The organism is Pseudomonas sp. SJZ103 (assembly GCF_007828335.1).
GTDB lineage: Bacteria > Pseudomonadota > Gammaproteobacteria > Pseudomonadales > Pseudomonadaceae > Aquipseudomonas.
The window spans coordinates 194,001-207,509 of sequence record NZ_VIUN01000003.1 but is presented as its reverse complement, the minus strand read 5'-3'; the positions used below and the strand labels follow the sequence as shown (position 1 = coordinate 207,509).

Here is a 13,509-nt window from a genome sequence, read left to right as displayed (position 1 = left end):
CCGGCTGTGCGACCGATCAGCACGGTCGCACTGGGCGCACGCGGGGCGTGTCAGCGTGATCGGCCCTTGCGAACGGCGATGGCAGGCGACTCTTGCCGCTCGCCGCTAACAGCTTCCCACTGCTTTTGAGCTATAATCCCGCCCTTTAGCTGTTTCCTGCCCAGGCGGGAAGCACACTTTTTTCAGGCGCAACCCGCCTGCATGCAGACTAAAAGAGGCTAGACCCCTGTGGCATTGACGATTCTTGGCCTGTCCGGCGCCCTTAGCCATGATCCTTCCGCAGCCTTGTATATCGACGGCAAGCTGATCGCGGCCGCCGAAGAAGAGCGCTTCGTACGCGACAAACATGCAAAGAACCGCATGCCCTACGAGTCGGCGAAGTTCTGCCTGGAACAGGCCGGCATCAAGCCTTCCGACGTTGATGTGGTGGCGATCCCGTTCGCCCCGATCAGCCTGTTCGGCGAGGCGCGCTGGCACTACGCCAAGCGTTACTGGTACGCCCCGGACCGCGCACTCGATGCGATCCTGATGGGCAACCGTCGCTACAAGCGCTACCGCAACAAGATCGTCTGGTGCCTGGAACAGCTGGGCTTCGATCCGAAGAAAATCAAGATCGAACCGGTTGAGCACCACCTGGCCCACGCTTCCAGCGCCTATCACTGCTCCGGCTTCCAGGAGAAGACCGCGATCCTCGGGATCGACGGTAAGGGTGAGTACGCCACCACGTTCTTCGGCTACGGCGAGAACGGCAAGATCCACAAGATCAAGGAATTCTACGATCCGGACTCCCTCGGCGGCCTGTACGGCGCGATCACCGAGTTCCTCGGTTTCGAGATGCTCGACGGCGAGTTCAAGGTCATGGGCATGGCGCCTTACGGCGATGCCAGCAAATACGATTTCTCGCGCCTGGCTTCGTTTGAAAACGGCGAGCTGGTGATCAACACCGACTACGCCAACGTCATCGGCCTGCGCCGTTATAAAGAGAAGGGCAAGGGCTTCTACTTCTCGCCGAAACTGATCGAATGGCTGGGCCCCAAGCGCGAAGGCGACATCGCCGACGAGCCGTACATCCACTACGCCGCCAGCATGCAGGCGCTGTTCGAAAAACTGGCCCTGCAGATGATCGACCACTACCTGGGCGACATCCTCAAGGACACCGGCAAGCTGGCCTTCGCCGGCGGCTGTGCGCTGAACGTCAAGCTGAACCAGAAGATCATTGCCCGTGACGACGTGAAAGAGCTGTTCGTGCAGCCGGCGTCCGGCGATGCCGGCACCGCTGTCGGTGCCGCCGCCTACGTGTCCCACGCCCGTGGTGTACCGGTGGAGAAGATGGAACACGTCTACCTCGGCCCGTCCTACAGCAACGAAGACGTAATCGCCGCGTGCGCCAGGCACGAGAGCAAGCCGAACTGGCGCAAGATCGAGAACATGCCTGCGCGCATCGCCAAGATCATGGTCGACGGCAACCCGGTGGCCTGGTTCCAGGGCCGTATGGAGTTTGGCCCGCGCGCCCTGGGCGGTCGTTCCATCATCGGTTGCCCAAGTGCAACCGGCGTGGCAGACCGCATCAACCACCAGATCAAGTTCCGCGAGCGCTGGAGGCCTTTCTGCCCGTCGATGCTCGACACCGTGGCGCCGCAGATGATCAAGGTCGATCACCCGGCGCCGTTCATGACCTTCACCTTTGAAGTGTCGGAAGAGTGGAAGACCCGCGTGCCGGAAGTGGTCCATGAAGATGGCACCTCCCGCGCCCAGGTGCTCAAGCGCGAATACAACCCGCGCTACTACGACATGATGAAAGAGCTGGAAGTACTGACCGGCAATGGCGTGTCCCTGAACACCTCGCTCAACCGTCGTGGCGAAGCGATGATCTGCTCGCCGACCGACGCGCTGAACATGTTCTTCGGCTCCGACCTGCAATACCTGATCATGGAAGACATCCTGGTCGTCAAAGACGGCGTGGACCCTTATGACGCGCTCGGCTGAACGCCACGTCCTGCAGTTCTGCCATGGCTATGACGGGCCGTTCCTGGATTGCGCCCGGCAGTACGCCAGCTTGTTCGCAGGCTCCGGCTACAAGGTGACCACGGTGTTTCTCACCGGGGTCGCCGACCCGCAAGTGGCCGCCGGTTGTGCGTCCGATGAGGTGTTGTTCATGGAATTCAGCTCCAAGGCCATTCGTGGCCTGAAGCTGGGTGCCATCCGTGAACTGCGCAAGATCGCCGCGTCGCGCAACTTCAGTTTTTGTATCGCGCACCGTTTCAAGCCGATCTACATTGCCTTGCTCGGCACGCGGCTGCCGGTGATTGGCGTACATCACGCCTTTGGTGATTACCAGCGCCGCAGCCGCAAGCTGTTTGCCGGGATTTTCCGCAAACGCTTGAGCCTGCTGGGTGTTTCCGACGCGGTGCGTGATGACATGCGCCACTGCTTGCCGACCTGGCCTGCGGCACGTATCCAGACCTTGTATAACCGCATCGACGTTGACGCTTTGCAGGCCACCCAGGTGCCTGCGCATGAGGCGCGCGATGCGCTGGGGTTGTCGCCGGACGAGTGGGTGGTCGGCAATGTCGGCCGCCTGCACCCGGACAAGGACCAGGCCACGCTGCTCAAGGGCTTTGCCCTGGCGCTGCCGCACCTGCCGGCTGAAAGCCGCCTGGCGATCCTCGGCAGCGGGCGCCTGGAGCAGGACCTCAAGGCTCTCGCACACGAGCTGGGTATTGCCGACAAGGTGTTGTTCCTCGGCCAGGTGCCGGAGGCGCGCCGGTATTTCCGTGCATTCGATGTGTTTGCCCTGAGCTCCGACCACGAACCCTTTGGCATGGTGCTGCTGGAAGCCATGGCGGCCGGCGTCCCGCTGCTGGCCACGGCCTGTGGCGGCGCGAAGGAAGTGGTCGAAGGCGTGGGTATCCTGTTTCCCTTCGGCGATGCCGAACACCTCGCCCAGGGGCTGCGGCACCTGGCAGCGATGGATCAACACCAGCAACGGCAGTGCGCCGAGATGATGCTGGAGCGCCTGCGCGAGCGTTTCTCGGACCAGGCGGTACGCGATACCTTCTGGCAATTGCCGCACGTTATTGAACTGACTGCGGGGGCTTGATGCTCAATCGATTCCAAGGCTGGCGTGAGCGTGGCTGGTCCGTCGTCGACGCGCCGGTCTACAGCGATGCCTGGCAGCGTTTTGGCGGCAGTGTCGCGACCCATCCGCAAGTGATCGAACGTTTGGCCGGGCTGGCCGACATCCCGGTGCGTTACCTGGCCTGGGAGCAGGGTGGCGAGCTTCAGGCGTGCATCGCGACCTGGGGGCGCGACCTGGCCTTGTCCAAGGATGTGCTCAAGCAGCGCGGCAAAAAAGGCCTGTTCGACCTGGGTAACGCCGAGTTGATCCTGCCGGCCGCGCCTGCAGCCCAGGCGCCCTTGCGGCACCGCGCACGCTACTTGTCGGCGCTGAACGAAGGCCGTTTCAGCGGTCTCAAGCCCCAGGCCGAACAATTGGCCATGGCCCGCACCCCGGAAGAACTGTCGAAGAAGTTTCGCTACAACCAGCGTCGCGAGCTGCGCTTGCTCGAAGAGGCCGGGGGTGTGGTGCGGCCGGTGAGCGAGTTTTCCAGTGGGGAACTGGCTGCGATCTACTGCGACCTGTTCCTGCGTCGCTGGGGCTTTGTCGCCACGGGCGCCGAACGTATGTCCGAGGTGATCGAGCTGTTGCGCGAATGGCTGATCGGCTCGGTGATATTCCTCAATGACGCGCCCATCGCTATCCAGTTGGTGTACCGGGTCGAGTCACCGGAGTGGATCAGCGTGGAGTACGTCAATGGCGGCGTCGACCCGCAAACCCGTGCGTTCAGTCCGGGCAGTGTCCTGAGCTTCCTCAATACCCAGAGCGCCTGGGAACAGGCGCGTGAAGTCGGCAAGCCGCTGCGTTTTTCCTTTGGGCGTGCCGACCGCGAGTACAAGGACCGTTGGTGCAACCCTGTGCCGGTGCTGACCGTATGAGCCGCAAACAGCAATTGCTCAAGCGCCATCGGCGCAATAAACGGGTCGGCTTGCTGATCGGCCTGCTGTTGCTGGTGGTGATTGGCCTCTGGGTGGCCTGGTGGCTGCCGTTGGTGCTCGGTGTGCTGGCCTGGGTCGCCCATGAGGCATGGTTTGCCGACCATCTGTTTTATGCGCCCAACGAAGACTACCAATACCGGTTTTCGGCGGATGCCGAGGTGGCTGGGGTTCGCTTCGAAGGTAACCGGCTGCGGGTGGATTCGCCGCTGCAAGCCGAGGCGACGCTGGTGTTGGCTATCAAGGTCAAGGGCAGCTGGCTGGGACGTTTTCTCGACCCTGTGGTTGAAATTTCGGCGGGTGACAACACGGACCGGCAAGCTTTCGAGCGTGGGGTAAACGGTGTCCGTTATCTGAACCTCAGTGGCTGGGCACCGGCCCTGATGTCCGGTGAGCTGCGTTTACGCGGGCGCTTTTGCAGCCTGCAGGGCGCTCCTCGGCTGTGGGCCTGGGGTACGCCGGATTATTCGGCGCAACGGGTCATGGTTATCGCGCCTCACGCCGACGATGCCGAACTGGCTGCCTTTGGCCTTTACAGCCAGGCCGACAAGCCGTGGATCGTGACCCTCACCGCCGGTGAAATCGAAGCCGAGCACTATCAGCACATGGGCCTGGATCCGGTCGAGGCCGCGCGAATCAAAGGGCGCCTGCGTGCCTGGGACAGCATTGCCGTGCCGCTTTGGGCCGGGGTGCCACAGGCGCACTGCGTACAGCTGGGTTACTTCTGCCTGCAACTGCCGGCGATGCGCGCTGCGCCTGATCAGCCGATCGCTTCGCGCGAGGCCGACCTGTCGGATACCCGACTGTTCCGGCAATTCAATCCTTTCCCGTTGCCGGCGGATGCCGATGGCCTGCCGACCTGGCAGAACCTGCTCGCTGATCTGCGTCAGTTACTGCTGACCGCGCGCCCTGAAGTAATCGTCTTGCCCCATCCGATCCTGGATCCCCATCCTGATCACATCTGCGCGCAGCAAGCGGTGATCGAAGCCTTGCAAGGTTTGGAGTGGCAGCCGACCACCGTGCTCGGTTACGCCAACCACCTGCATGACAACGACCGCTGGCCCATGGGGGACGCGGGTGCCGGTATTGCCTTGCCGCCGCTGTTCGATGACGCGCAGGAACTGTGGCCGTGCAGCCTGTCGCTGTCGCCGGCACAGCAGCGCGACAAGGCCATGGCGCTGGGCATGATGCATGACCTGCAACCCGCCCCGCCGTTCAAGCGCCGTGTGCGGCGCTGGCTGCAGCGGGTCTTGGCGGGGCGGGCGCGGTCGCCTTATGGTGAGAACGAGTTTTTCCGCAAGGCCGTACGACGGCATGAGTTGTTCTGGCGTTTGTGAAAGGAAAGGTCATGAAAGTTTTGTTTCTGGTACAGAAAGAACAGCGCGCGATTCTGGATCGCCTGTACGAAGGCATCGCCGAGCACTGCGAGTGTGATACGCGTTGGCTGAGCAGCGCTGATCAGCGCAACCTGCGCGCTTACTTCAGGCGCGAAGTCGACGTGACCCGTTATGACCGCATCGTGTTTTTCCTGCGGTTCAAGCAGGAAATTCGCCAGGCCGGCTTTATCCGTACGATCCCGAACCTGGTGATCCTCGAACACGACGCCTACCAGAACTACATTCCCTGCAAGTACACGGGCAAGTTCAGTGCCCATTACCGTCGCTTGCCGTGGGCCCGGATCATCAGCTCGGGGTATATGGTGACCGAGCGCCTGCGCGCCGAGGGCTTTGATGCGGTGTTCGTGCCCAAGGGCTACGATCAGGCGCTGTTGCAGGCCCAGGGGTTGGAGCGCGACATTGAGCTGGCATTTGTCGGCAGCACCAACAGCGTGGCCTATAGCGGTCGCAAGGCGTTGCTCGATGAGTTGGCCCGCGTTGAACCTTTGGTGGTCACGCGCACCAAATCGGGTGAGGAATATTGCACGACCCTCAACCGGATTCGGTTTTTCGTCAGTGCCGACGTGGGCATGGGCGAGTATATGATCAAGAACTTCGAGGCCATGGCCTGTGGTTGTGTGCTGTTGGCGTTTGACCAGGGGGCCGGGGAAAACCAAGCCCTTGGCTTCAAGGACATGGTCAATGTGGTGTTCTACAAAGACATTCCCCAGTTGCAGGAAAAACTCGCCGCATTGCGATCAAATCCTCAACTGGCGGCTGAGATTGCGCGCAGCGGGCAAGACCTCGCGGTCAGCCAGTTCAGCTTTGCGCGCATCGGCCAGCGCATTGTCGAGGCCCTGGAGCCGCCGCTGCGTCCCCGAGCACCGTTGAGTTTGCTGGAAACATTGCGCTTGAAACTAGGCGTTTGATATCTGCCAGTGGCCGCGTCTGGTGGCCTTATGATATTTCGAGGCTTGAATGCAGTTCTCCCCTCAAAGCGATATAACGCTCGTCGTGACCAGTTGTGGTCGCTTCGATTTGCTGAAGCGCACGCTCGCGAGCTTCGATCTGTTCAACACAGCGACCATCCGCGAAGTCTTCATTACCGAAGACTCTGGCGATGACGCGGTACGCCTGGCGATTCCTGAGCATTGGCTCGGCCATTGTACGTTCTTGATCAACCGTCCGAAGCTGGGGCAATTGGCATCCATCGACTTGGCCTATGGGTTGGTCAAGACCCCGTACATATTCCATTGCGAAGATGATTGGGCGTTTTATCGACCCGGTTTTGTCGAGGATTCCAAGACGGTCCTGGAGCAACGCCCCGATATTCTGCAGGTCTGGTTGCGTAATTACGTTTACGATTTACAGGTGCACAGTCCCTATATCCATCTGGGGGCGCGTGAGGTGATTGGTGGGGTGCCTTGTTATCCCTTGCTGTCCGATAAGCCTGACTGGCAGGGGTTTTCGCTGAACCCGGGCCTGCGGCGTATCAAGGAATATTGGTTATGTGCGCCCTATGCCGGTTTTGAAGGTGAGAAGGGGCTTTCCAGGCGTTACGCGCAGTTGAACCTGCCCGCGGTTACCCTGGAAGGTGATGCCGTTTTGCACACCGGTTTTGGTTTGCATGTGGCGACGGCAGCAGAGCGCTTGACCAAGGCGCGGCGCAAGCGGCGAGAGCGGATCAAGCTGGTGCTCATGCTGATCCTGGGGGTTGGTATCGGCTGGTTGATCCACCAGTAAATACGACGAGCTCTACCAACGCCGCATAAGGTTTTTTCGATGAGTATTCTCAACATCATGTGGGCTGGTGGCTCTGCATTTGCTTCGGTGCAGAAGGTTCATCAGCAAATATTGTCCCATGCCGACGGCGACGTGCCGATTCACACCTGGTTGCTTCAGGGTAGTGCGGTTGGTAGCGATGGCCTGGTCGAACAGGCCGTCGAGTGGAACCTCTCGTCTGCCAGGCTCAAAGGGCGGCACCTGTGGAAGTGGCTGATGCCCTGGATGCGCGCGCGCTTCCAGAAGGCCCTGCCTGAAGATGTGCAGGTTGTGCTGCTTGATGGCATCGGTGTCGCGCGGGTGCTTCTACCGGTGCTCAAGCACCTGCCGCAGGTGCGGGCAGTGGTGATTTTTCATGGTGTCACGCGCTTGCGCAAAGCTGATCACAAGCTCTTCGAGCAGTTCCCAGCGTCGCAACTGACGCTGGCGGCCGTGTCGCAAACCCTCGCCAGCTCCCTTGAACGTTACCTGCAACGGCCCGTGGCGGTGTTGCGCAGTGCCTTCGATCCTGCTGTGTTTCGTGCCGCAGCGCTTTCCCGTGAGCAGGCTCGCTCCTGTCTGGACTTGCCGTTGGAGAGCTCACCGGTGGTGGGTGCGGTAGGTCGGTTGGTAGACGGCAAGGGGTTTGGCTGTTTGCTGGAAGCCTTTGCCAGTGCAACGGCCGATCAGCCGGGGGCGCGCCTGGTGATCGTCGGCGAGGGGCCGGCAAGACCCAGGCTTGAGGCGCGTATCGAGGCGCTTGGCTTGCGCGACAAGGTGTCCTTGCCGGGGCATCTTCCTGAGGCGGCGACCCTTTATCGGGCGTTTGACTGGGTCGCCATTCCGTCGACGGAAGAGGGCCTGGGGTTGATCCTGCAAGAGGCGGTGATGGCTGGCGTGCCGGTACTGACCAGTGAGCTGGCGGTGTTCCGTGAACAACTGGGTGATGCCGGCTGGTACGCGCCCGTAGACAGCACCGCGTCCTGGGCTGACCTCCTGACCCGTGCGTTCGTGAGTTCCGGCGAGCAGGTAGTCGAAGCTCAGTCGCGGGCGTTGGCGCCGGAGCAGGCCTGGAATGATTTCACTGAAACCACCCGGCGGCTGTTCTCATGCTGCTAGCAGCGCTTGCTCCAGTGCTTGCATTGGAAAGCGCTCGTTCAGCTTCTCGCGCGCAATATAGCGAGCGAAGTGTTGCAGGTTGCGCCTTGCCAATTCCGGGTTCAAGGGCGCGCGCAGGAAACGCATGTCGGCCACGTCGATCAGGCCCATTTCATTGTCCGGTGTCACGACAATATTGCCCAGGTGCAACGAGCGGAAGTAGATGCCCGCGCCATGCAGACGGCGAATAAGGGCCACGAGCGGGTCGAGGTTCGTGTGCCAGTCAAAGCCTTCACGATTGGAAATCTGGCGCAGCGTTTCGCCCGGCAAAGGACGGTAGAGTACGGCGGTCATGCCGGGCCTCGTCAGTTGAAAGAACGCGAGCACGGTCATGGTCGGGATGCCGCGCTGTTGCAACTGCGCCACATTGTCGATGAAACGCTTGGAGTACGGGCGAAACAGCGCGGACGAAAGCAGGCGCTTGCGACGAAACAGTTTGAGGATATTCCCGTCGGTCAGCAGGTAGACTTTGGGGCCATAGCTGTCCTGTTCCAGGATTTTGGCACCTTCAATCATCGCGGTTAAATCGGCTTGGGAAAGCCTTGAACATTGCATCGTCGGAAAGCCTTGTGGGAGTCGCGGGCACAGTGGTCGGTAATAATGCCGAAAGTTTTGGGTTTTAACCATGCCGGGTTGGCGGGTTGAACGTATTCAGGAGCGGGTGATGCAAGCAAGTCGTTGGGCGCAGGTATGGATGATTTTCGGGTTACTTTGGTTTTTGTTGGCGATTGCTTTTGCCCCGACCAATAAGATTTATCAACAGGGTTTGACACTGTTTCTGTGGTTGCCGGCGATGGTGTTTGCCTGGTCGGCCCGTGAGCGTCTCAAGGAAGTCTGGCGCGAACAGCGCTGGCTGTGCCTGATGGTCGCCGCGCTTGCCGTCTGGGGGGCGATCAGTCTGTTGTGGACCAACGCCCAAGACCCGTCGCGCGAGGCCAAGCGTCTGCTGTACATCGGCGTGTTCCTGCTGTTCTTCCCGGTGTTTGCGTGTGGTCGAACTGAAGGCGTCATTCGTGTGATGCAGTGGGGCGGCTTCGGGCTTGCCGTGTCGTCGCTGGTGGCGATCATCAAGTTCTATGGCTTTGAGCAGAATGCCTGGAATGCCCGCCTCGAAGGTTTAGGGCAGTTGTCCCACCCGATACTGGGCGCCTACGTGATTGGCCTGGCTGCAGTTTGGCTGTTGCACTGGTTGCCCCGTGGTCGTTGGATGCAAGTGGCGTGGGTGCTGTCTATCGGTTTTCTCGGGCTTTTCGTGGTGTTGAGCCAAAGCCGTGGTGCCGCACTGGCCTTGTTGCTGACTGTGGTGGCAATGCCCGCCTGGTGCCGTGACCGCCGTAGCACGGTGATTGCCATTGGCGCGGTCATCGCGGCGCTAGCGGTGTTCTTCGCCATGCAGTCCCTGATGCTGGCCCGTGGTGTGTCTTACCGCCCGCAGATCTTCATGGCCGCCGTGCAGATGATCAGCGAGCGCCCGTGGACCGGCCTGGGGCTGGGCGGGGACTACAAGGTATTTGCCGATAACCTCTTTTTTGATCACTCCCACAACCTGTTCACTCACGTGAGCATCGAGTTGGGCCTGCCGGGCCTGCTGCTGTGGAGCTGCCTGTGGTTCGGTGTGCTGTGGCAGGCCTGGAAGGCCCGCGACACGCTCTATGGCAAGGGCGTCATCGGCATGTGGGTGTTTTCGTTCCTGGCCATGCAGTTCGATGCCGCCAGCCTGACCGGCACGCCGCGGGCCGAGTGGTTTATCTCCTGGCTGCCGATTGCCATGTCCAGTGTTTTGGTCTGGGCTCGGGCCAAACCCGACGCGTGTGATAAAGTTCGCGTCCTACCCAACCAGTGAGCTCGACACATGAGTGACGCACCGCCCAAAGCGGACCAGGAATCCAGCCTGAAAATCTATTTCCGGTTGCTGGGCTATGTGAAACCGTACCTCGGCATGTTCCTGCTGAGTATCGTGGGCTTCGTGATCTTCGCTTCGACCCAGCCAATGCTTGCCGGGATTCTCAAGTACTTCGTCGATGGCTTGAGCAACCCCGATGTGGTGTTCCTGCCCAACATCCCGTTGTTCAAGGACCTGAAGTTGCTGATGGCCGTGCCGCTGCTGATCATCCTGATCGCCGCGTGGCAGGGGCTGGGGTCTTTCCTGGGCAACTACTACCTGGCCAAGGTTTCCCTGGGGCTGGTGCATGACCTGCGGGTCCAGCTGTTCAACAAGCTGCTGGTATTGCCTAACCGCTATTTCGATACCCACAACTCCGGGCACCTGATTTCCCGTATCACCTTCAACGTGACCATGGTCACCGGTGCGGCCACCGATGCAATCAAGGTGGTGATCCGCGAAGGCCTGACGGTGGTGTTCCTGTTCGGCTACCTGCTGTGGATGAACTGGAAGCTGACCTTGGTAATGCTGGCAATCCTGCCGCTGATCGCGATCATGGTCGGCAGCACCAGCAAGAAATTCCGCAAGCAGAGCAAGAAAATCCAGGTGGCAATGGGCGACGTTACCCATGTCGCCTCCGAGACCATCCAGGGCTACCGCGTGGTACGCAGCTTCGGTGGCGAAGGCTACGAGGAGCGTCGATTTGCCGCTGCCAGCCAGGGCAATACCGACAAGCAACTGCGCATGAACAAGACCGGTGCGGTCTATACGCCGATGCTGCAACTGGTGATCTACACGGCCATGGCCGCGTTGATGTTCCTGGTGCTGCTGTTGCGCGGTGAAGCCACCGCAGGTGACCTGGTGGCCTACATTACGGCTGCGGGCCTGCTGCCCAAGCCGATTCGCCAGCTGTCGGAAGTCAGCTCGACCATCCAGAAGGGCGTGGCCGGTGCCGAGAGTATCTTCGAACAGCTGGATGAAGAGCCCGAAGTCGACAGCGGCACTGTGGAGCGCGATCGCGTCAGCGGTCGCCTGGACGTGCGCAACCTGAGCTTCACCTACCCGGGTACGGAGCGTGAGGTGCTCAAGAACATCAGTTTCAGCGCAGCCCCCGGGCAGATGATCGCCCTGGTCGGGCGTTCGGGCAGCGGCAAGTCGACCCTGGCCAGCTTGATCCCGCGTTTCTACCATCACGAAACCGGGGAAATCCTGTTGGACGAGGTCGAGATCGAAGACTACCGCCTGCGTAACCTGCGTCGTCACGTCGCCCAGGTGACCCAGCATGTGACCTTGTTCAACGACACCGTGGCCAACAACATCGCTTACGGCGACCTCGCGGATGCACCGCGTGCCGACATCGAGAAAGCCGCCGCCGACGCGTACGCCATGGACTTCATCTCCGAGCTGCCAAAAGGCCTGGACACCGAAGTCGGTGAAAACGGCGTGCTGCTTTCCGGTGGTCAACGTCAGCGCCTGGCGATCGCCCGGGCCCTGCTGAAAAATGCCCCGCTGCTGATCCTCGATGAGGCGACTTCGGCCCTGGATACCGAGTCCGAGCGGCATATCCAGGCCGCGCTGGACAAGGTCATGAAAGGTCGCACCACCCTGGTGATTGCGCACCGCTTGTCCACCATCGAGAAAGCCGACCTGATTCTGGTGATGGACCACGGTGAAATTGTCGAACGCGGGACACATCTCGAACTGCTGGCCATGGGCGGCTACTACTCGCGCCTGCACGCCATGGGGCTGGACGAGCCGGTCACGGCGAACATCACCTGACCAGCCGGGGCGCGCAATGCGCCCCGGTGTTTGTATCGGGCCCGTTACAGGGCTTGACCAAAGCCAAATAATCCAGCGCCCATCGTTTGTTATGTTGGCCTTCTCGATTCGAATGACGAACGAGAGGGCTAACCTTCTTACGTGAGTATTGGGATGTTGCAACGTCTACTGTGGAAACTGCTTCCCAAACACCAGAGGGTGTTTCTGCTGGGGCGTCTGTCGGTGGTGGATCGCCAGGCGGTGAACAAATCCCTGTCTGGGGTGGCAACGCTTAACCCGGCTTTCGAACGACACCAGTGCGTGTTTATCCATGTGCCCAAATGCGCCGGCAGCAGCGTGTGTTCGGCACTTCTCGATGGGCGCTGGCCGGGGCATTTGCCGTATTACTGGTATGAGCAGCAATTTCCCCAGCACTGCGAGCGCAGCTTCAAATTTGCTTTCGTACGTGACCCGCTGGAGCGTGCCTACTCGGCCTATACCTATTTGCGCGGCAACGCCATGGGCCCTCGCGACCTGCAAGCCCAGGCGCTGGTTTCCAGCTACCGTGACTTCGACCATTTCGTTGCCGGCTGGCTGCACCCGGACAACCTGCGACGCCAATTGCACTTCGCTCCCCAGACGGACTTCCTGGTCGATCACATGGGCCAGATGGCCATGGAATTTCTCGGGCGCCAGGAGTCTTTGCAGCAAGACTTCCAGCACCTGTGCGAACGCCTCGGCGTGGACTCATCCCTGCCACATCTGAATGTTTCACTGGGGCGTCGCCACGAACCGGTCAGGGACTTTTGCTCCTCGCGTACGCGCCGTCTGGTCAGGCGTGCCTATCAACGTGATTACGAGGTGTTGGGTTATGAATAGCCAGTTGCTGACCGGCGGTTGCGGCGCCATCCGCCCCTTTGCCCTGTCCTTGTCGGCGACCGCACGGGCGGCGCTTAAGCACCAGCAGCCTTGCTGCGTATGGCTGACTGGGCTGTCCGGGTCCGGCAAATCGACCCTGGCCAATGCCCTGGAAGTGCAACTCAACGAGCAGGGGCGGCACACCTTCGTGCTTGATGGCGATAACTTGCGCGCGGGGCTGTGCAATGACCTGGGCATGAGCGATGCGGCGCGCAAAGAAAACATCCGGCGTATCGGCGAAGTGGCGCGGCTGATGGTGGACGCAGGTTTGATTGTCATTGTTTCGGCGATCTCGCCATTCAGTGTCGATCGGGCGACCGCCAGGGCTCTGTTCGGGCCGGAGCAATTCTTTGAGATTTACATCAGCACACCCTTTGACGTGTGTGCCCAGCGCGATCCCAAGGGCTTGTACCGCGCGGCACTGGACGGGCGCATCAAGGCGTTCACCGGCTTGGACAGCCCCTATGAGGTGCCGCTTGCGGCCGACTGCGAAATCAATACCGATGAGGTCGAGCTGGCCGAAGCCGTGGCGCAGATCCTGGCGGTTTTGTTTAAAAAATGATCAGTTTTTGTGCCTGATGCATCGCGGATAAAGCTCTCGAA

At 60.8% G+C, this 13,509-nt stretch carries 12 protein-coding genes; 11 read left to right on the top strand and 1 reads right to left on the bottom strand.

What is annotated here, in order from left to right:
- The first annotated feature begins 228 nt into the window (after window positions 1-228).
- The 7 genes from FBY10_RS09085 to FBY10_RS09055 are packed head-to-tail and all read left to right on the top strand — an operon-like array spanning window position 229 to window position 8,309.
- Entirely contained in the window at window positions 229-1,986 is a 1,758-nt protein-coding gene (locus tag FBY10_RS09085) for a carbamoyltransferase (RefSeq protein ID WP_131696808.1), read from the top strand.
- Window positions 1,970-3,100, top strand: a complete 1,131-nt coding sequence (locus FBY10_RS09080) for a glycosyltransferase (protein ID WP_145335980.1) — start codon at window positions 1,970-1,972, stop codon at window positions 3,098-3,100. The genes FBY10_RS09085 and FBY10_RS09080 overlap by 17 nt, the downstream gene beginning before the upstream one ends.
- Window positions 3,100-3,996, top strand: coding sequence for a GNAT family N-acetyltransferase (locus FBY10_RS09075; RefSeq protein WP_145335982.1), 897 nt, complete (start codon window positions 3,100-3,102; stop codon window positions 3,994-3,996). Before FBY10_RS09080 ends, FBY10_RS09075 begins: the two co-directional genes overlap by 1 nt.
- Entirely contained in the window at window positions 3,993-5,390 is a 1,398-nt protein-coding gene (locus FBY10_RS09070) for a PIG-L deacetylase family protein (protein WP_131696805.1), read from the top strand. The genes FBY10_RS09075 and FBY10_RS09070 overlap by 4 nt, the downstream gene beginning before the upstream one ends.
- Window positions 5,391-5,401: 11 nt before the next feature.
- A complete protein-coding gene (locus FBY10_RS09065) occupies window positions 5,402-6,358 on the top strand; it encodes a glycosyltransferase (RefSeq protein ID WP_145335984.1) in 957 nt (318 codons plus the stop codon).
- A 49-nt stretch (window positions 6,359-6,407) separates the two neighbouring features.
- On the top strand, window positions 6,408-7,172 hold the full coding sequence (locus FBY10_RS09060) for a glycosyltransferase family 2 protein (RefSeq protein WP_131696803.1): 765 nt from the start codon (window positions 6,408-6,410) through the stop codon (window positions 7,170-7,172).
- Window positions 7,173-7,211: 39 nt separating this feature from the next.
- On the top strand, window positions 7,212-8,309 hold the full coding sequence (locus FBY10_RS09055; protein WP_131696802.1) for a glycosyltransferase: 1,098 nt from the start codon (window positions 7,212-7,214) through the stop codon (window positions 8,307-8,309).
- On the opposite strand, the gene FBY10_RS09050 is transcribed toward FBY10_RS09055, so the two are convergent.
- Window positions 8,298-8,864 (bottom strand): toluene tolerance protein, encoded by a 567-nt coding sequence (locus tag FBY10_RS09050; protein ID WP_178116734.1) that lies wholly within the window; start codon window positions 8,862-8,864, stop codon window positions 8,298-8,300. The two genes, FBY10_RS09055 and FBY10_RS09050, sit on opposite strands and share 12 nt — an antisense overlap.
- A 148-nt stretch (window positions 8,865-9,012) precedes the next feature.
- Here FBY10_RS09050 and FBY10_RS09045 point away from each other — a divergent pair, with 148 nt between their 5' ends.
- From FBY10_RS09045 to cysC, 4 genes are all read left to right on the top strand, one after another.
- Window positions 9,013-10,191 (top strand): O-antigen ligase, encoded by a 1,179-nt coding sequence (locus tag FBY10_RS09045; protein ID WP_131696801.1) that lies wholly within the window; start codon window positions 9,013-9,015, stop codon window positions 10,189-10,191.
- 9 nt (window positions 10,192-10,200) lie between these two features.
- On the top strand, window positions 10,201-12,009 hold the full coding sequence (gene msbA / locus FBY10_RS09040; RefSeq protein ID WP_131696800.1) for a lipid A export permease/ATP-binding protein MsbA: 1,809 nt from the start codon (window positions 10,201-10,203) through the stop codon (window positions 12,007-12,009).
- Window positions 12,010-12,162: 153 nt separating this feature from the next.
- Window positions 12,163-12,867 carry a sulfotransferase family 2 domain-containing protein gene (locus tag FBY10_RS09035; protein ID WP_131696799.1) on the top strand — a complete coding sequence of 235 codons (705 nt, stop codon included), beginning with the start codon at window positions 12,163-12,165 and terminating at the stop codon, window positions 12,865-12,867.
- Window positions 12,860-13,468 (top strand): adenylyl-sulfate kinase, encoded by a 609-nt coding sequence (cysC, locus tag FBY10_RS09030; protein WP_145335986.1) that lies wholly within the window; start codon window positions 12,860-12,862, stop codon window positions 13,466-13,468. Before FBY10_RS09035 ends, cysC begins: the two co-directional genes overlap by 8 nt.
- Window positions 13,469-13,509 lie beyond the last annotated feature (41 nt).

What these genes read in the sequence shown, in the direction of transcription:
- FBY10_RS09060 (WP_131696803.1), top strand. Translation starts at nt 6,408, where the DNA reads ATGCAGTTCTCCCCTCAAAGCGATATAACGCTCGTCGTGACCAGTTGT.
- cysC (WP_145335986.1), top strand. Translation starts at nt 12,860, where the DNA reads ATGAATAGCCAGTTGCTGACCGGCGGTTGCGGCGCCATCCGCCCCTTT.
- FBY10_RS09045 (WP_131696801.1), top strand. Translation starts at nt 9,013, where the DNA reads ATGCAAGCAAGTCGTTGGGCGCAGGTATGGATGATTTTCGGGTTACTT.
- FBY10_RS09035 (WP_131696799.1), top strand. Translation starts at nt 12,163, where the DNA reads ATGTTGCAACGTCTACTGTGGAAACTGCTTCCCAAACACCAGAGGGTG.
- FBY10_RS09070 (WP_131696805.1), top strand. Translation starts at nt 3,993, where the DNA reads ATGAGCCGCAAACAGCAATTGCTCAAGCGCCATCGGCGCAATAAACGG.
- FBY10_RS09080 (WP_145335980.1), top strand. Translation starts at nt 1,970, where the DNA reads ATGACGCGCTCGGCTGAACGCCACGTCCTGCAGTTCTGCCATGGCTAT.
- FBY10_RS09055 (WP_131696802.1), top strand. Translation starts at nt 7,212, where the DNA reads ATGAGTATTCTCAACATCATGTGGGCTGGTGGCTCTGCATTTGCTTCG.
- FBY10_RS09050 (WP_178116734.1), bottom strand. Translation starts at nt 8,864, where the DNA reads ATGATTGAAGGTGCCAAAATCCTGGAACAGGACAGCTATGGCCCCAAA.
- msbA (WP_131696800.1), top strand. Translation starts at nt 10,201, where the DNA reads ATGAGTGACGCACCGCCCAAAGCGGACCAGGAATCCAGCCTGAAAATC.
- FBY10_RS09065 (WP_145335984.1), top strand. Translation starts at nt 5,402, where the DNA reads ATGAAAGTTTTGTTTCTGGTACAGAAAGAACAGCGCGCGATTCTGGAT.
- FBY10_RS09075 (WP_145335982.1), top strand. Translation starts at nt 3,100, where the DNA reads ATGCTCAATCGATTCCAAGGCTGGCGTGAGCGTGGCTGGTCCGTCGTC.